At 60.8% G+C, this 16,761-nt stretch carries 20 protein-coding genes and 2 tRNA genes; 16 read left to right on the forward strand and 6 right to left on the reverse strand.

The features are described from left to right. Positions 1–76 precede the first annotated feature (76 nt). Together LB536_RS19275 and LB536_RS19280 are read left to right on the forward strand one after the other, a co-directional pair. Positions 77–691: a TetR/AcrR family transcriptional regulator gene (locus tag LB536_RS19275; protein WP_224595485.1), complete on the forward strand. Its 615-nt coding sequence runs from the start codon at positions 77–79 to the stop codon at positions 689–691. A gap of 159 nt (positions 692–850) precedes the next feature. Then, positions 851–1,387 (forward strand): DUF2569 family protein, encoded by a 537-nt coding sequence (locus LB536_RS19280; RefSeq protein ID WP_224595487.1) that lies wholly within the window; start codon positions 851–853, stop codon positions 1,385–1,387. Positions 1,388–1,555: 168 nt separating this feature from the next. Here LB536_RS19280 and LB536_RS19285 read toward each other — a convergent pair. Further along, positions 1,556–1,631 (reverse strand) — tRNA-Thr (locus LB536_RS19285). Positions 1,632–1,785: 154 nt separating this feature from the next. Here LB536_RS19285 and LB536_RS19290 point away from each other — a divergent pair. The 3 genes from LB536_RS19290 (at position 1,786) to LB536_RS19300 (ending at position 2,964) form a co-directional block, all read left to right on the forward strand. Then, complete coding sequence (locus LB536_RS19290) at positions 1,786–1,953, forward strand: hypothetical protein (RefSeq protein ID WP_224595489.1); 168 nt, start codon at positions 1,786–1,788, stop codon at positions 1,951–1,953. A 170-nt stretch (positions 1,954–2,123) separates the two neighbouring features. After that, a complete protein-coding gene (locus LB536_RS19295) occupies positions 2,124–2,345 on the forward strand; it encodes a hypothetical protein (RefSeq protein WP_140760195.1) in 222 nt (73 codons plus the stop codon). 313 nt (positions 2,346–2,658) lie between these two features. Beyond that, positions 2,659–2,964 carry a BA14K family protein gene (locus LB536_RS19300; RefSeq protein ID WP_140760197.1) on the forward strand — a complete coding sequence of 102 codons (306 nt, stop codon included), beginning with the start codon at positions 2,659–2,661 and terminating at the stop codon, positions 2,962–2,964. An 80-nt stretch (positions 2,965–3,044) separates the two neighbouring features. Here LB536_RS19300 and LB536_RS19305 read toward each other — a convergent pair whose 3' ends face one another. Both LB536_RS19305 and bhcR read right to left on the reverse strand, forming a co-directional pair. Beyond that, the gene (locus LB536_RS19305) at positions 3,045–3,470 is read right to left on the reverse strand and encodes a hypothetical protein (RefSeq protein ID WP_224595492.1); all 426 of its coding nucleotides are present in this window, start codon (positions 3,468–3,470) and stop codon (positions 3,045–3,047) included. Positions 3,471–3,614: 144 nt separating this feature from the next. Beyond that, the gene (bhcR, locus tag LB536_RS19310) at positions 3,615–4,436 is read right to left on the reverse strand and encodes an HTH-type transcriptional regulator BhcR (RefSeq protein WP_140760275.1); all 822 of its coding nucleotides are present in this window, start codon (positions 4,434–4,436) and stop codon (positions 3,615–3,617) included. A gap of 207 nt (positions 4,437–4,643) precedes the next feature. On the opposite strand from bhcR, the gene gcl reads away from it, so the two are divergent. The 3 genes from gcl to LB536_RS19325 all read left to right on the forward strand — a co-directional run bounded on the left by gcl (position 4,644) and on the right by LB536_RS19325 (position 8,374). After that, complete coding sequence (gene gcl / locus LB536_RS19315) at positions 4,644–6,425, forward strand: glyoxylate carboligase (protein ID WP_224595493.1); 1,782 nt, start codon at positions 4,644–4,646, stop codon at positions 6,423–6,425. A 42-nt stretch (positions 6,426–6,467) separates the two neighbouring features. Continuing rightward, positions 6,468–7,265, forward strand: a complete 798-nt coding sequence (gene otnI / locus LB536_RS19320) for a 2-oxo-tetronate isomerase (protein WP_224595496.1) — start codon at positions 6,468–6,470, stop codon at positions 7,263–7,265. A gap of 191 nt (positions 7,266–7,456) precedes the next feature. Beyond that, positions 7,457–8,374 (forward strand): 2-hydroxy-3-oxopropionate reductase, encoded by a 918-nt coding sequence (locus LB536_RS19325; RefSeq protein ID WP_224595499.1) that lies wholly within the window; start codon positions 7,457–7,459, stop codon positions 8,372–8,374. 121 nt (positions 8,375–8,495) lie between these two features. On the opposite strand, the gene LB536_RS19330 is transcribed toward LB536_RS19325, so the two are convergent. Continuing rightward, positions 8,496–9,344: a TrmH family RNA methyltransferase gene (locus LB536_RS19330; RefSeq protein WP_224595501.1), complete on the reverse strand. Its 849-nt coding sequence runs from the start codon at positions 9,342–9,344 to the stop codon at positions 8,496–8,498. A 198-nt stretch (positions 9,345–9,542) separates the two neighbouring features. On the opposite strand from LB536_RS19330, the gene LB536_RS19335 reads away from it, so the two are divergent. The 8 genes from LB536_RS19335 (at position 9,543) to LB536_RS19370 (ending at position 13,746) form a co-directional block, all read left to right on the forward strand. Further along, positions 9,543–9,627 (forward strand) — tRNA-Tyr (locus LB536_RS19335). Between the two features lie 281 nt (positions 9,628–9,908). Next, positions 9,909–10,067: a hypothetical protein gene (locus LB536_RS19340; protein WP_224595504.1), complete on the forward strand. Its 159-nt coding sequence runs from the start codon at positions 9,909–9,911 to the stop codon at positions 10,065–10,067. Between the two features lie 233 nt (positions 10,068–10,300). Further along, positions 10,301–10,732, forward strand: coding sequence for a hypothetical protein (locus tag LB536_RS19345; RefSeq protein WP_140760212.1), 432 nt, complete (start codon positions 10,301–10,303; stop codon positions 10,730–10,732). Between the two features lie 214 nt (positions 10,733–10,946). Further along, positions 10,947–11,441 carry a DUF1772 domain-containing protein gene (locus tag LB536_RS19350; protein WP_140811921.1) on the forward strand — a complete coding sequence of 165 codons (495 nt, stop codon included), beginning with the start codon at positions 10,947–10,949 and terminating at the stop codon, positions 11,439–11,441. A gap of 67 nt (positions 11,442–11,508) precedes the next feature. Next, positions 11,509–11,694, forward strand: coding sequence for a hypothetical protein (locus LB536_RS19355; RefSeq protein WP_140760215.1), 186 nt, complete (start codon positions 11,509–11,511; stop codon positions 11,692–11,694). Then, entirely contained in the window at positions 11,691–12,584 is an 894-nt protein-coding gene (locus LB536_RS19360) for an alpha/beta fold hydrolase (RefSeq protein ID WP_224595506.1), read from the forward strand. The genes LB536_RS19355 and LB536_RS19360 overlap by 4 nt, the downstream gene beginning before the upstream one ends. 131 nt (positions 12,585–12,715) lie before the next feature. Beyond that, positions 12,716–13,126, forward strand: a complete 411-nt coding sequence (locus LB536_RS19365) for a DUF427 domain-containing protein (RefSeq protein WP_140760220.1) — start codon at positions 12,716–12,718, stop codon at positions 13,124–13,126. Positions 13,127–13,137: 11 nt separating this feature from the next. Continuing rightward, the gene (locus tag LB536_RS19370) at positions 13,138–13,746 is read left to right on the forward strand and encodes a cysteine hydrolase family protein (protein ID WP_224595510.1); all 609 of its coding nucleotides are present in this window, start codon (positions 13,138–13,140) and stop codon (positions 13,744–13,746) included. Positions 13,747–13,851: 105 nt separating this feature from the next. On the opposite strand, the gene LB536_RS19375 is transcribed toward LB536_RS19370, so the two are convergent. Continuing rightward, the gene (locus tag LB536_RS19375) at positions 13,852–15,453 is read right to left on the reverse strand and encodes a DHA2 family efflux MFS transporter permease subunit (RefSeq protein WP_140811917.1); all 1,602 of its coding nucleotides are present in this window, start codon (positions 15,451–15,453) and stop codon (positions 13,852–13,854) included. Continuing rightward, complete coding sequence (locus LB536_RS19380; RefSeq protein WP_224595513.1) at positions 15,450–16,736, reverse strand: HlyD family secretion protein; 1,287 nt, start codon at positions 16,734–16,736, stop codon at positions 15,450–15,452. Before LB536_RS19380 ends, LB536_RS19375 begins: the two co-directional genes overlap by 4 nt. Positions 16,737–16,761 lie beyond the last annotated feature (25 nt).

The following is a 16,761-nucleotide window of genomic DNA, read 5'->3' on the forward strand; positions in this document are numbered from 1 at the left end:
GCCTTTGTGGCTTCTTGCAAAAAATTGAACCAATTCTAAAATTGAGTCAATTCGATTTTTGTGGCAAGAGGCTGATATGAGCGGATTGCGGGCAAGGCAGAAGGCGGACCGGCACAGGCGCATCATCGAGGCTGCTGCGGCACTTTTCCGCGAGGCCGGCTATGAGGGCGCCAAGATCGAGGCGATCGCCGCGCAGGCAGAGGTGTCGATCGGCACCATCTACAACTACTATCGGAACAAGGGCGACATCCTCGGCGCCATCGTCTCGCTGGAGGTCAACGAGGTGCTCAACGCCGGGCGCGGCGTGGTCGCCAGGCCGCCGGCCAATGTCGGCGATGCGCTGGATACGCTGATCGGCATCTATATCGAGCACTCGTTGCATTACCTCAGCAAGGAGATGTGGCGGCAGGCGATGGCGATCTCGACGCAACTGCCCGACAGCCCATTCGGCCAGGCCTACACTGGCCTCGACCGCTCGCTCACCGAACAGATCCGCGCGCTGATCGCCCGGCTGCAGGAGATTGGCCTGGTGCGGCAGGATATCGACGGCACGGCGCTCGGCGAACTGATCTTCAACAACATGAACATGATGTTCATCGAATTCGTGAAACGCGACGAAGCGAGGATACCGGAGTTGAGGGCGGCGATACGGAGGCAGAACAGGATTTTGGTTGCGGCGATCGGGGTGTGAAGGAGTCAGGATCAGGCAGGAGAAGGCGTCGCTTCGGCATCAGACCTTGTCTTACGCAAAGTTCAGCTCTTGAGTTGAATTTGAAATATGATACAACTTAAAGGGGCATAAAAAAGGGGAGGGGTAAATGGGGGCGTTTTCCATCTGCATTGGGCGATCGTGCTGCTGTTGATCGGCGTGCCTGTTTTCTTTGCTGTCCGGTCAGCCGCGAAGCCGTCGCTGAATCCTGAGTCACTTGTGGCCTTCGGTGGCTGGCTGATGCTGCTGGCGATCGGTCAGACATTGTCACCGTTGCGCACACTCGCCGAGTTCGCCAATTCCGCCGACGGCTACCGGCAACTCATGACCCTCCCAAATGGGCCGCTGGCGGTGTATGGCGAGGTCGCCCTCAATCTCGCATTTCTGGCCCTTCAACTGGTTGTGCTGGTTTCGATGCTGCGGCGAAGCCATCGATTCCCGCAATTGTTTCTGCTTCAGTGGCTTGCGATCCCTGCCGTATTAATCCTGGATACGATCTGGATTTCGTCAATTCTAGGCGTCCCGGTGAACCAGGTGCTCGCAGGCGATGCGCTGGTGGCACCCCTGGCGTTTTTTGTGGGGGCCGGCATCTGGGCTGCTTATGTCTACAAGTCCGTGAGGGTGAGGAATACGTTCACCAGGACGAACGTGTCGGCCCAAATCGCAAGCGCGTCGTAGAGGGCGCTCGTAATCGCTCTACACCGGGGTTTCGGAGGACGCTCCTGCGTCTACGGGCTTGCGGTGGCCTGCGTCTAAGCTTTGGGGTGGCCTGCGTCTTAAGGTTTGGGGTGGCCAGCATGTACGGGCTTAGGGTGGCCTGCCACCCGGAGCTCGAAGAGCGAAGGGTGGTGCCCCCGGACGGAATCGAACCGCCGACCTTCGGTTTACAAAACCGCTGCTCTACCAGCTGAGCTACAAGGGCACGGTGCCCCGGTTAGCATATTTGTTGCGCCAGTAAAGACAAAACTCCATTTTTGGCCCCGTCGTGGTGGATGACGCCATGGCCCGTGCTGAAATCCGCAAACGCGCTTCCTACATGAAGGTAAGGGTGCAATCGCTTCGGACTGGAGTGTCGCATGATCAGGCTCGTCATCATTCTCCCTGTCGTCATCGTGGCGTGGATGCTGCTGGTGAAGCTCATCAGTGACGTGAAGAAGGCCAATGTCGACTGGACGGGCGTCACCACCATCATCGGCTTCATCGCGCTCGCCTTCTGGCTTCGCCATATCACCGGCATGGGCTGAGCCCGTGGCGAATAGTCAGTAGTGGTCATGGCGCGAACCGATATGGCCTGCTCGCTACACACCAACCGTGTTTCAAAAGAATCTCCGGATCTGTCGAACCTTTTGCCGGGCCGCGCCGACTGATCTTCAGAGGCGAATGGTCGCCTCGATCAAAGATCCAGGAGATCATCATGTTCAAGCGCAGTTTCGTTTCCGCCCTCGTCGCCATCTTCGTTGCAACCGGCGCGCTCGCCGGCACCGTACAGTCTTCGTCGGCTCATGGCATGCATCACCATCATGATCATTACGACGACTACCTCGACTACCAGGATTATCCGGACTACCCGGATTACTGGTGGGTCTACGGCCATCACCATCACCATCATCACCACCACCACATCATCGTCTACTGAGCGCGGCCTGGCCGCGTGACTGAAGAAACCAGTTCCAGGAAAGGGCGGCTTCGGCCGCCCTTTTTGCTTTTGCATTGACGCGGCCTCCCTGTCGCAGTCACGGACGATGACCTGATTGGCGAAAGGTACCTGAAGCGCACGAGTCTGGTTGATCAACACCGGCGAGGGCGCCGAGCCATTTAGGCTGCGGCTATCTGCTTCTTCGAAAATTCTTCGAAAAAATAAAAACCCCGTCGAACCTTTTTCGACGCCGCGGCGACAGATGATCAAGAGGCGGATGGATCGCCTCGGTCAACGAAGCAAGGAGATCGTCATGTTCAAGCGCACACTCGTTTCCGGCCTTATCGCCTCCACCGTCGCCGCCACCGCTTTGGTCGGCACCGTCCAGCCCTCGGCGGCCCATTCGCATCACCACGACCTCGGCATCGGCATCGCCGCCGGCGTCGGCGGTTTCGTCCTCGGCAGCCTGCTTGCCCAGCAGCAGCCGCGTACGGTCTATGTCGATGAAGATGGTGGTTCCTGGCACGTCCGTCGCTGCTTCGAGCGTTACGCGAGCTACGATCCGGACTCCGACACCTATATCGGCCATGACGGCTACAGCCACTACTGCCGGCTCTGAGGGACCAGCGACAGGAAAGTGGACCAACAGGAAAGAGGGGTTGCGAGGCAGCCCCTCTTCCTCGTTTGAAGACCGCCCGTCTAGAGGTGCGTCTTCGGGTCGGCGTCGAGGATCGGCAGACCGGCCGCGCGGCAGGAGCCGCCAATCTGAAGCCGGGCAGCCTGCGTCTCGTCGCCCATCGCGACCAGTTCAAAACTGCTTGCGGCTTCCGGGTAGACCTTGGCGATGAATGGCTTGTCGCCGCCATGGGCGCCGGACAAGGTCTTGGCGCTGACGGTGCCGCAGGCCACGATCTCTTGGCGGCCATCAAGCGTTCGCTCGCCGGCGAGCATGGTTCCGAACCTGGCGGAGGCCGGATCCGGCAGGTGCTGGCGGATACCGGTCGTGATGATCTCCTCCAGCGCGAGTGAGATCGGAATTGGATTGACCCGTTGGCCGCCGGTATCGGGTCGTGGTGTCGCCGCCACGCATCCGCAAAGCGAAACGACAAGCAGAAGCTGAACCATTGTCCTCATTCGCGCCCTTTCGCATGCATTCGGGCGCCACGGCAAGACGGCCAAATCCTATGCAACGTGCGCCCTGTCGGACTGGCGATGGTGTTCGATTTCTTCGACATGGCGGCTACAAGCATCTAGGCAGGCGCTTCGTGATCAACTGACCGCCACGCCGCCTATCATCCTGGTCACCTCGGCTGCGGCATCGCGCACCAGCGGGCCGATCTCCGCCAGTCGGTCGGGCGTGACCCGTACCGTCGGCCCGGACACGGAAACGCCGCCAATGGGTTCGCCATACTCGTTGAAGATGGCGGCGGCGACACAACGCATGCCGGGGTGGCGCTCCTCGTCGTCGACCGACCAGCCGCGATGCTTGGTGGCCGCCAGATCGTGGGCGAGGGCGGAGATGTCGGAAAGGGTCCTGTCAGTATAGCGCTGCAGGCCCGCCTTGCGCAGGATGGCTCCGACGCGCTCCGGTTCGAGATGCGCCAGCACCGCCTTGCCGATGCCCGAGGCATGGAAGGGACTGCGCGTGCCCGGCCGGAAGAAGGCGCGGATCGCCTGGTGCGTCTCGACCTGGCTGACGAAGACCACGCAGTCGTCCTCGGCGACGCCGAGATTGGCAGTCTCGCCGGTCTTCTCCATCAGGTCCTGCATGACGATGCGGGCACGGTCGACCAGCTTGCGGCGGCGCAGGAACGCCGCGCCCATGCGGTAGGTCTCGACGCCGATCGACCAGAGCTGGTCAGACGTATCGAACTCGACCATGCCGTGGTTTTCGAGCGTCGTCAGCATGCGGTAGGCGGTGGAGGCGGCGAGCCCGCTTTGCGCCGATATCTCGCTCAGCGACAGGCCGCTGCCGTCCGCGACAATGGCCAGAATGCGCAAGGCCCGGTCGAGCGACTGTACCGAGGAAGCTTCGGCCGGACCATTGAAGGCACGCGGGCGCCCACGTTGCCGTTTTTCGGTCGTTTCCATGGTCGGCATTCTCGGCCGGTTTTCCCAAAAAGCAATGAAAAAGTTTTCCATGAAATTCCGGGCGCAAATACTGGAAAAGGGAAAACCAAATAAATTCAGGCGGTAGCGTTTGTTTTCTAAAAATGAAAAAATATTCTGAAAAAATTGAAAAATCACCGAGTCGATGACATCCTTAGCCATCCAACAATCATCTCGTGGAGGCTGGAAATGGCCAGGATGCGCGCTGTCGATGCCGCTGTTCTCGTTCTCGAAAAGGAAGGCATTTCCTGCGCCTTCGGCGTGCCGGGCGCGGCGATCAATCCCCTGTATTCGGCGATGAAGGCGAGGGGCACCATCCGCCATGTCCTTGCCCGCCACGTCGAGGGCGCCTCGCATATGGCGGAAGGCTATACCCGCGCGAAATCAGGCAATATCGGTCTCTGCATCGGCACTTCGGGGCCGGCCGGCACCGACATGATCACCGGGCTCTATTCGGCCGCGGCCGATTCCATCCCGATCCTGTGCATCACCGGCCAGGCGCCGCGTGCGCGCCTCAACAAGGAGGATTTCCAGGCCGTCGACATCGCCGCCATCGCTGCGCCCGTCGCCAAATGGGCGGTGACGGTCATGGAGCCCTATCTGGTGCCGATGGCGCTGCAGAAGGCGTTCCATCTGATGCGGTCGTCGCGGCCGGGTCCGGTGCTGATCGACCTGCCGGTCGACGTCCAGTTGGCCGAGATCGAGTTCGACATCGATGCCTACGAGCCGCTGGCGCCGTTCAAGCCGGCAATGACACACGCCCAGGCGGAAAAGGCGCTGACGATGCTCAACGCGGCCGAGAAGCCGCTGATCGTCGCCGGCGGCGGCATCATCAACGCCGACGCATCGGACCTGCTGATCGAATTTGCCGAGATCACGGGCGTTCCGGTCATCCCGACGCTGATGGGCTGGGGCGCAATCCCCGACGACCACCGGCTGATGGCCGGCATGTGCGGGCTGCAGACCTCGCACCGCTACGGCAATGCCACCATGTTGGAAGCCGATTTCGTCTTCGGCATCGGCAACCGCTGGGCCAACCGTCACACCGGCTCGGTCGACGTCTATACCAAGGGCAAGAAATTCATCCATGTCGACATCGAGCCCACTCAAATAGGCCGTGTCTTCGCGCCCGATCTCGGAGTCGTCTCCGATGCCGGCGCTGCGCTGAAGATGCTGCTCGACGTCGCCACCGAGTGGAAGACGGCGGGCAAGCTGCGCGACTGGTCGGGCTGGGCCAAGGAATGCCAGGGCCGCAAGAAGACGATGAAGCGCAAGACCCATTTCGAACAGGTGCCGCTGAAGCCGCAGCGTGTCTACGAGGAGATGAACAAGGCGTTTGGCCGCGACGTCACCTATGTCACCACGATCGGCCTGTCGCAGATCGCCGGGGCGCAGTTCCTGCATGTCTACAAGCCGCGCAACTGGATCAATTGCGGCCAGGCCGGCCCGCTTGGCTGGACCTTGCCGGCAGCACTCGGCGTGCGCGCCGCCGATCCAGACCGCACCATCGTGGCGCTGTCGGGCGACTATGATTTCCAATTCATGATCGAGGAACTGGCGGTCGGCGCCCAGCACAAGCTGCCCTACATCCACGTCGTGGTGAACAATGCGTATCTCGGCCTGATCCGCCAGGCCCAGCGCGGTTTCTCGATGGATTATGAGGTCAGCCTGGCCTTCGAGAACATCAACCGTACCGGCGATCCGGAGGCCGGCTACGGCGTCGACCATGTCGCCGTCGCTGAGGCAATGGGCTGCAAGGCGGTCAGGGTGCGCAAGCCGGAGGAGTTCGCCGGCGCCTTCAAGCAAGCGGAGCGGTTGATGAAGGAACATCAGGTTCCGGTCGTGCTCGAATTCATTCTCGAACGCGTCACGAACATCTCGATGGGCACCGAGATCGACAAGATCACCGAATTCGAGGACCTTGCCGAACGTCAGGAAGACGCTCCGACCGCCATCGTGATGCTCGACTAATTTTGTTCGAGCATCGGGTCCCATGCTCCAGGGAGAAAAAGAATGCCACGTTTTTCAGCCAATCTGTCGATGCTCTTTGGCGAGCATGATTTCCTCGACCGTTTCGATGCCGCCGCCCGCGCCGGCTTCAAAGGTGTCGAATATATCGGCCCTTATGATCACGCGCCCGAGGTAGTGGCCGCGAGGCTAAAGAAGAATGGTCTGACGCAAGTGCTGTTCAACCTTCCCGCGGGCGACTGGGCCAAGGGCGAGCGCGGCATCGCCGTGCTGCCGGATCGCGTGCCGGAATTCCGCCAGGGCATTGCCAAGGCGATCACCTATGCGCAGGCGCTTGGCTGCCAGCAGGTCAACTGCCTGGCCGGGATCGCGCCGCAGGACATTGCACGGGACACGCTTGAAAATGTCTTTGCCGAAAATCTCGCCTTCGCGGCGGAGAAGCTGGAGCAAGCCGGCATCAAGCTGCTGGTCGAACCGATCAACACGCGCGATCTTCCCGGCTTCTTCCTGAACTATTCCGACCAGGCGCTGGCGCTGATCGACCGTGTCGGCTCGAAGAACTTGTTCCTGCAATACGACATCTATCACATGCAGATCATGGAGGGGGATCTCGCCCGTAAAATCGAGGCAAACCTCGGCCGCATCGCGCATATCCAGCTTGCGGACAATCCCGGCCGTCACGAGCCGGGGACGGGCGAGATCAACTATCCCTTCCTCTACGACCATATCGATCGGATTGGTTATTCCGGCTGGGTGGGGGCGGAATACAAGCCGAAGGCGGGGACGGAAGCCGGACTGGGGTGGTTCAGGGGGCTGGCTGGGCAGGGAAGCGCGGCGGCGTAGCGGCTGGGAAATGTCAACGTCGGCGCTGCCCCTCACCCTTACCCTCTCCCCGTGAAGAACGGGGAGAGGGGATCGTCAGCGTTGAAGCGCGTCCCTTCTCCCCGTCACTATACGGGGAGAAGGTGCCGGCAGGCGGATGAGGGGCGGCACCAACTTTTGATGAATTCGAAAGAACTTGCAGGAGAAACCACATGGAGACCATCGGCTTCATCGGCCTCGGCATCATGGGCGCGCCCATGGCGGGGCATCTGCTCGACGCCGGCTACAGCGTCATCGCCAGCGACCATCGCTCCAAGCCGCCGGCTGATCTCGTCGCCAAGGGCCTGAAGACGGTTACCGGCCATGCCGCCGTGGCCAAGGCCGCCGACATCATCATCACCATGGTGCCGGATACCCCACAGGTGGCCGAGGTGCTGTTCGGTGAGAACGGCGTCGCCTCTGGCCTTTCCAAGGGCAAACTCGTTATCGACATGAGCTCGATCTCGCCGATCGAGACAAAGGAATTCGCAAAAAGGATCAACGATCTCGGTTGCGACTATCTCGATGCGCCGGTTTCGGGCGGCGAGGTCGGTGCCAAGGCCGCATCCCTCACCATCATGGTCGGCGGCGAGGAAAGCGCCTTCGAGCGTGCGAAACCGGTTTTCGAAAAGATGGGCAAGAACATCACCTCGGTCGGGCCGAACGGCGTCGGCCAGACCACCAAGGTCGCCAACCAGATCGTCGTCGCGCTGACCATTGAAGCCGTCGCCGAAGCGCTTGTTTTTGCATCGAAAGCCGGCGCGGATCCAGCCAAGGTCAGGCAGGCGCTGATGGGCGGGCTGGCAGCGTCACGCATCCTCGAAGTGCATGGCGAGCGCATGGTCAAGCGCACCTTCGCTCCGGGTTTCCGCATCGAACTGCACCAGAAGGATCTGAACCTGGCGCTGGAGGGTGCAAAGGCGCTTGGCGTGTCGCTGCCCAACACATCGACCACCCAGCAACTGTTCAATTCCTGCGCCGCCAACGGTGGCGCCAAGGAGGATCACTCGGCGCTGGTGAGGGCGCTGGAGCGGATGGCGAATTTCGAGATCGGCAAGGAGGCAAAAGAAAGCAAAGGCAAAGCGGCATAGGTCGGAAGAGGGCGGCATAACGTTCCCAAGCCGCAAACTTTTGTCTTAACCCAGGAACGGGTTCCGGCAAGCGTTCGCCGGAACCCGTTTTGATTCATGGCGGGAAGCTTGCCGCTTCCAATCAGCCACGCTTCAGAAATGCCCGCGCTGCATAAAGGCCCACCGCCGCTGCGTTCGACACGTTGAGTGAGCGGATAGCGCCGGGCATGTCGAGCCTGGCCAACGTCGTCACCGTCTCGCGCGTTTTCTGGCGCAGGCCCTTGCCTTCGGCGCCGAGCACCAAGGCTATCCTGTCGCCGGCAAAACTCGTTTCGAGTTCCGCCGGCCCGTCCGAATCGAGCCCGATGGTCTGGAAGCCGGCTTCGTGCAACTGGCCGAGCGCATTGGCGAGATTCTTCACCTCGATCTGGTCGATATGCTCCAGCGCGCCGGAGGCGGATTTCGCCAGCACGCCGGATTCCTGCGGACTATGGCGGGCCGTGGTAATCAGCGCCCCGGCGCCGAAAGCGACCGCCGAGCGCAGGATGGCGCCGACATTGTGCGGGTCGGTGACCTGGTCGAGCACCAGCACCAGCCTGGTGTCGCCGAGTGCGTCGAGACGCTTCGGCTTCAGTGGCTCCGCCTCGATCAGCACGCCCTGATGCACGGCGTCCGAGCCGGTGACTTTGTCGATGTCCCTGGGTTCGACCAGTTCAGCCTTGAAGGGCAGCGCGGCGAGATCGCCGATCTCGAGCCGTTCGGCCGCATTGCGCGTCACCAGCATTTTCTTGATCCGACGCCGCGGATTGTCGAGTGCCGCGCGCACTGTGTGCAGGCCATAAAGTCGCACCAGGCCATCCCCGGCGTTCTCGCCTGGTGGCACGGGTTGGCGGGGCCTGAACGCCGGCGCGCCGCCGCTTTTCTCGTCGCGAAAGGCGCGGCGCAGCTTGGCGTAGTGGGTGTCTTTCGGGGTATTGGAATTGTTGCTCATGGCCGGCTTCTATAGCGGTCTCCTGCTGTCAGGGATATGCCCTGTCGCCGCAGCCGGCGAACAACGTCGAAAAACCCTTCCTGCGCGGTTGACACCCACTGGCCTTGCCGCCATAAGGCGCTTCGCTGGTTTCGGAGAAGACACAACTCGGGTCCGAACTGGTGCGAATGCCTCGTTGCATGGCTCCGGCGGCAGAATGGAGAGGTGCCCGAGTGGTTAAAGGGGACGGACTGTAAATCCGTTAGCTTAGCTTACGTTGGTTCGAATCCAACCCTCTCCACCACTGCCGGCCCGGAAGCTCTGAACCCGACAAATATCGGACCGAAAGTGCACGGCGCTTTCGGGGCAATCTGGCACGTCAGCTTGCCGTCTGAGCCGCTCGCACGCAATCGTGCCATCGCTTGATCTCCATCTTGGACCGGATCGGAATGAGGCTGAGGGTGATCGCAGGCACCGCTCCGTACGAAATCAACAATTGGCTCCTGTGTGAAAATGCGCGATCATTGGAAAATGGCACGCAAATTGGACGACAAACTCGATTGCAAGGCTTGCGGGACGATCCAGATGGACATTCCCGACGACGCCACGGAGTCGACGCCAATTTATTGCAGCAATTGCGGTGCCTTCCTCGGCGAATGGGGTGAATTGCAGGACGATTTCTACCGCCAGGCTCGCGGCGCCGAAGCATTCGACCTGCGCGACGGCAACATTATCAAAAAGTAGGATGCCATAAAGGCAACCGCCGGGGTGCTAGGCCGCTATTGGACCGCTCCTCCGTCGGCAGAGCCTGTGGAAAAGCGCGCCATTGAGTGAACGCGGTCAGCGCATTTGTGATCCTGCCCAGACGCATTTGGTGGAGCCGAATTCTTCCGGTTTCGCGCTCTTGTCGAAGTACCGCCGCGCGGTAATTCCATTGAAGGGGTGGGCACTCCTCCCCTTCACGACAGGAGCTGACCATGAAACACCAGACACTCGACCAACTACAGGCCGTCGCCAGGATTGAACCCTCGGCGCCATATTCGGAAATGACACGGGATGAGCGCATCGCGCGATGGGCTGAACTTCTCGATCAGAATCCCGAGCGATGCCTTGGCGCGTTTACAGGCACCGAACATATGCATCCGGAGGCACGCGCCATCGCACGCGGCGAAGGGTCGGCAATTACTGTTGCCTTCGAAGACCCGATGCTGCGCGCGTTGGGTCTTCGGGATGACACTTATGGCGAGGCCAAGCGCTTCTTCGAACTGAACGACTGGCAACTGCATGACATCGTTTGCGATTGTCACGTAGGCTCTACCATGAAAGCACGGTGGGCTGCCGCTCGGGTCCGCGCGACAATTGGCGGCAACAGGTTTCTTACGTGGTTGAGGCAAAGGATCATGTTCTGACGCGCGCGGGGCGGCTTAGGTGAGGATCGTCACCTGTTCGCATTCGCAACCGCGCGCGGTGCGACCCCACCTGACCCGTCTTGTCGATCAGTCCCTGTGCTCGTGGCATAGCCGAACGGCTGCACGATGACTTCTCTGCGTTCCGCCGGCTACGGCGGCGGCCAACGGCCACTCCATGCCGGTTGCGAAAGAGCGCGGTTAATGGAGTAAGAGCATGCGCGTTTTGATGGTTTTCACGCTCCTGCTGGTCGCAATCGCAACGGCGCTCTCGCTTGCACATGCATTGGAGCTACCGGGCAAAATGCGCCTGAAAGAGGCGACCTACAAGGCAGTGCAGACGATCTACTATCCCGGCTTCACGATTGGCGGTTTTTCCGAAATCGGAGGCATCCTCGCGCTTGCCATCCTGCTCTATTTGACGCCTTCTGCAAGTACTCGGTTCTGGTGGACGCTCGCGTCGCTGTTTTTCCTGGCGGCGCAACACGCGACCTATTGGCTGGTCACGCATCCCGTCAATAATTTCTGGGTGAAGGACGTCGCCATGTCGAGATCGGGCGCGGCGTTTTTCTCCATATTCGCTCGGAAGCAAGATGGTGATTGGAGAGATTTCCGGAATATCTGGGAGATGTCGCACGCCATCAGGGCAAGCCTTGCAATGTCGAGCCTGACCTCGATCGCCGTTGCGGCAACGCTTTTTGCGGATGGCTGATCGGGGGCGCCCCGGGCAACCAAATTCGCGGAACCTCGTTGTCGACCATCAGTCAGGGGAGGTTTCGATGAAGAAATCCTTGTCGCTTCTGGTGTTGGCTGCTGCTCTTGCGCTCGGTGCCTGTGATAACAGCACCCAACCGACGAAAGCCAACACCGACTCCGTCAACAAGAATCCGCAGGTTGACCAGGATGTCAGACCCAAGTCGACGACTGGCGGTGACCAGCCGGTTACAGCGCCGGAGAGCAAATGAACCTCGTCTCATTTTGCGATACGCCACTGCTGCGCATCGCTTATCTCGGTGGTGGCCCGCAAGACGGTCCGCCGGTCGTCCTGCTGCATGGCTGGCCGGACGACGCGACCACTTACGCGCGCATTTCGCCGGTCCTCCACGAGGCCGGCTTTCGGACGTTTTCGCCGTGGTTGCGAGGTTTTGGGCAGACATCGTTCCTGTCGAACGAGACCATGCGATCCGGCGAAATTGCCGCAATGGCGCAGGATGTGCTGGGCTTTGCCGACGCGCTTGGCCTCAGCCGCTTTGCGGTCGTCGGTCACGACTGGGGAGCACGGATCGCCTACCTCCTGGCCTCGATCTTTCCCGATCGCATCAGTTGCTGTGCCGCGCTATCGCTTGGCTGGCAGCCCGGCAAACCGGCAACGCCGGCGCCTGAACAGGCGAAAGCATTTTGGTATCAATGGTTCATGGCAACAGCGCGCGGCGCCGAGTTCGTGCGAAAGAACCGCAAGGAATTCGCCAGATTCCAATGGGACAGCTGGAGCCCGTTGGGCTGGTTCGACGACGCCATTTTCGATGAAGTGGCTGCATCCTTCGACAACCCGGATTGGCCGGACGTGACGTTGCATTCCTATCGGGTTCGCTGGGGTGAGGCGGAGCCCGAAGCGCGCTACGCGGAGCTGGCCCGCCGGCAAACATCGGTCAAGATCATCACGGTGCCGACCTTGACGCTTCATGGTGGCGACGACCGTGTCGTACTGACCGCATCCTCGGAAGGACTGGAGGAGCATTTCACGGCGCCCTACAAACGAGTGGTCCTGGACGCGGTCGGGCACTTCCCGACACGTGAGGCTCCACACGAGGTTTCGAGGCTGTTGGCGAGCTTTCTCGACAGTTTCGGCAGCTGATAATCGCTTGGCTCGGCGGCCCGCTCGGCTTCACCGCACAAGCTGGAACCTGATGCATCGCCGCGCATTTCGTCTCCATCGATGGATCGAGACGCAGTCCAACGATCAATCGATAGTCAGGGAGAATTCGGATGCAAACTTCAGCCGCAACGTCAGAACACGACTTTCGCCCACTGACCATAGAGCCGTTTGCCGGGACGGTGACCGTGCGATTTTCCGATGCTGTGGTCGCAGCCACGGAGCACGCGAAGGTAGTCAGGGAAGAGGGGCAGGAGCCGACGTTCTTTATCCCTTTCGAGGACATCTATTTCGACCTTTTCGAAAAGACCAACACCACAAGCAGCTCACCGCTCAAGGGGACCGCGAGTTACTGGCGGGTCCATGCTGTCGGTAGCTCGGCCGACGACTTCATGTGGGCATACGAGACGCCCGATACGGCAGCGCTGGCCATTGCAGGTCATGGCACCTTCGATCCGGGAAAGGCGCGCATCGATGTCGACCCGGTGGAGGACCAACGGCACACCCCCCATGTCATGGAATAGGATTATCTTCGATGTCGATGCCGGGCCTGGCATATGGTCCGTTGGGGCACCGATGCATGCATGTTTGTGTCGATATGCAAAAGCTGTTTGCCGAGCCGTCGCGGTGGGCGACCCCCTGGATCACCCGTGTCCTTCCTCAAATCGAGAGGCTGGTCGAAAGACGAGCGCCACAGACCGTCTTCACGCGCTTCCTGCCGGCGCAAAAGCCGGGGCAGGGCGTCGGCACATGGAAGCGCTATTATGAGCGCTGGGCCTCGATGGCGATCGAAAATATTGGTTCCGACATGGTCGACCTGTTGCCGGCGTTGGTCACTTACTGCCCGCCAGCGGCAGTCATCGACAAGCACATATACTCGCCTTGGTTCGAAGGTCACCTCAGGGCCTTTCTGAACGAACGCGACATCGACACGCTGGTTATCACCGGCGGCGAAACCGACGTGTGCGTTCTGGCCACGGTGCTCGGAGCGATCGATTTCGGCTATCGCGTGGTTCTTGTTACGGACGCGCTGTGCAGTTCATCCGACGCAACGCATGACGCGCTGTTGACCGTTTATCACCAACGGTTCGCGCAGCAGGTGGAGACGGTCGAGATGGAAACGGTTCTCTCGAACTGGATCTGACGTTGCCGGTCATTCGCCAAGCATTCAATGCTTGCGACTTGCGATGCTTGCCGGGAAAAATGGCAGGCGGCGGAAGTCCTGGAATAGGTTGGCGGGGCGGGCCGGCTATTTCGGCTGGCGTCCGTCGGGTTTTGGAGACCGCAGCAGCAAGGCGAGGGGAACAAACAGTGCCGTCGCGATGGCGCAGTAGCGAAAAACGTCGATGTAGGCGAGCAGCGAAGCCTGGCGTGCGATCAACTGCCCAAGCCAGCCGATGGCTTGCTGCTTGGCCTGAAGCATGCCCGAGCCTTGGGCGACAAAGTGATCCGTCACCTGACGCAGCAGCTGCTGATAGGCGGGTGACGATTGCACGGTATGGCTGACAAGGTTCGATTGATGCAGCTGCGCGTTTTGAGCGATCACGGTGTTCGACAATGACACGCCGATGCTCCCGCCGATGTTACGGGCGACGTTGATCAGCGCCGACGCCTGGTTGGTCTTCTGCGGAGCGAGGCCGACATAGGCCGCAGTCGAAATGGGGATGAACAGGAACGGCAGGCCGATCATCAGGAAGATGCGCGCGAAGGCAAAGAAGCGGAAACTGGCGTCCGGGGTGAGGGACGTCATGTGCCACAGGGCGACCACGACAACGGACATGCCCATCATGATCAGATATTTGGGCTGCACCAATCCGGCGGCAAATCCGGAAATCGGCATCAAGATCAGCATGGCGATGCCGCCGGGCATCATGGAAAGGCCCGACAGGGTGGCCGTATAGTCGAAGGCGGTCTGTTGCAGCTGCGGCATCAACTGCGTGGTGCTGAACAACACGGCTCCGACAGCCATCATCACCAGGAACGACGCGCCGAACTGGCGGGTGAACAGCAGGCGCACGTCGACGATCGGATCGCGGTGACTGAACTCCCATGGGATGAGCAGCAGGAACGAGATCGCCGAAATCACTGCAAAAGTCGTGATGAAACCCGATGCGAACCAGTCGTTTCTCTGACCCTCATCGAGGAAGATTTCCAGGCAGCCAAGAGCGGTGGCGACCAGGATGAACCCGACCCAATCTATTCTGAGGCCGCCCTTCAGCCGCTCCTGACGTTCGCGCTCGATCACGTCCGGCTCGACGAGAAGCCACTGCACCAAGGCAAGCGACATGATGCCGAACGGCACGTTGATGAAGAAGATCCAGTGCCAGGAGAAATGGTCCGTCAGCCAGCCGCCGAGGGTCGGCCCGACTGTCGGTGCGACGATGACGGCGATGCCATAAAGGGCAAAAGCCTGGGAACGCTTCTCGGGCGGAAAGGTATCGGCAAGGATGGATTGTTCGCTCGGCGCCATGCCGCCGCCGCCGAGACCCTGCAGGATCCTGAAGAAAATGAGCATTTCCAGATTGGGCGCGAGGCCGCACAACAGCGATGCGATGGTGAACGTCGCCACGCAAAGCATGTAGTAGCGCTTCCGCCCGATCACGCTGGCCAACCAGCCGCTGACCGGGATGATCACGGAATTCGCGACCAGATAGGTAGTGATCACCCAGGTGCTCTCGTCCATGCCGGCAGCCAGGCTGCCGGCGATGTTGCGCAGGGCCACGTTGGCAATCGAAGTGTCCAGCACCAGCATGAAGGTGGCGATGGAGACGACGATGGCGATCAGCCAGGGATTGCGCCCGCCGGCGGCGGACCGGCTTTCGCTTTGGGCGCTGGAGATTTCGCCAGTCATCGCACCTTGACCGTCGGCACCACCGACAGGCCCGGACCCAGCAGCACGCCGGGCGGTTTGTCGAAGACGATCTTCACCGGCACGCGCTGCACCACCTTGACGAAGTTGCCGGTGGCGTTTTCTGCCGGCAGCAGGCTGAAGGCGGTGCCACTGCCCGCCTGGATGCTGTCGACGCGGCCATGAAAAGATCTGTCCGGATAGGCGTCAATCTCGATGTCGACCGGCTGTCCGGGCCGCATCAGATCGAGCTGTGTTTCCTTGAAGTTGGCCTTCACCCAGACTTCGTCCGGAACAAACATCATCAGCACCTGGCCTGGCTGGGTATAGGTACCGTTGGCGACCGAGATGCTGGTTGCCCGCCCGGCGACCGGTGCGGTGATGGTTGTGCGGGATAGCATGGTCCTCGCCTGGTCCTGGCTGGCCTTGGCCTGATTGAGCTTGGCTTCGGCGCTTTTGGTCTGCGCCTGCAAAACAGCGACCTGGCTCCTGGCGGCTGTTACATTGGCTTGAGCGCTGTCGAGAGCAGCCTGGTCCTGGCGCAGCGTCGAAGCGGCCTGCTGCGCCTGCTGTTGGGTAGCCGTGCCCTTGGCCAGAAGTTCACGGTTGCGCTGGTCCTCGGCTTTGGCGAAATCGAGCGCGGCCTGTGCCTCCGCCGTCTGCTTCTGCGCCGCATCGATCTTTGCGTTTTGTGCTTCGATCTGAGCCCCTAGTTCGACAATGTCGGCCTGCGCCGAAACCACGCCGGCATCGGCCTGTTCAAGGCTGGCCCGATAGTCGCTGTCATCGATGCGCAACAGGACGTCGCCCGCCTTGACCGGTTGGTTGTCGGTCACCGCAAGGTCAGTGACCCGTCCTGATATCTCGGCGCTGATAGTTATCGTGCGGGCGTCGATAAAGGCGTCGTCGGTCGATTCATACTGGCGGGCATTCAGCCACCACATGATCAGTGCCACGGCGGCTAGCAACATCACGATCAAGATTGCAATGGCCACGTAAGGATGCCGCCGGGGGAAACCTAGGAGGCTGGGCTTTTGTTCATCCGCCTGCTTGTCCCGCGCTTCGCGCTCCGGAGCGTTAGGCTGCGCCACATCGCCCCTGCGTTTTGGCGACGCATCCTGTCCGGCCTTGCTCGAAACGCCGCGCGCATCTCTGACTTTGTCTGGTTCTTCAGTCTCGGTTTTTGCATCCACGGGGAGAACTTTCAGGGAAGGCGCCGACCGCTTTAACGACCGATTCAACGACAGCTCTTCACAAAAGTTCCTGACGAACCGGCTCGGCGGCATTCGTCGGCATCGTAGCCAAAGCCAT

Source organism: Mesorhizobium sp. ES1-3 (genome assembly GCF_020164795.1).
Lineage (GTDB): Bacteria > Pseudomonadota > Alphaproteobacteria > Rhizobiales > Rhizobiaceae > Mesorhizobium.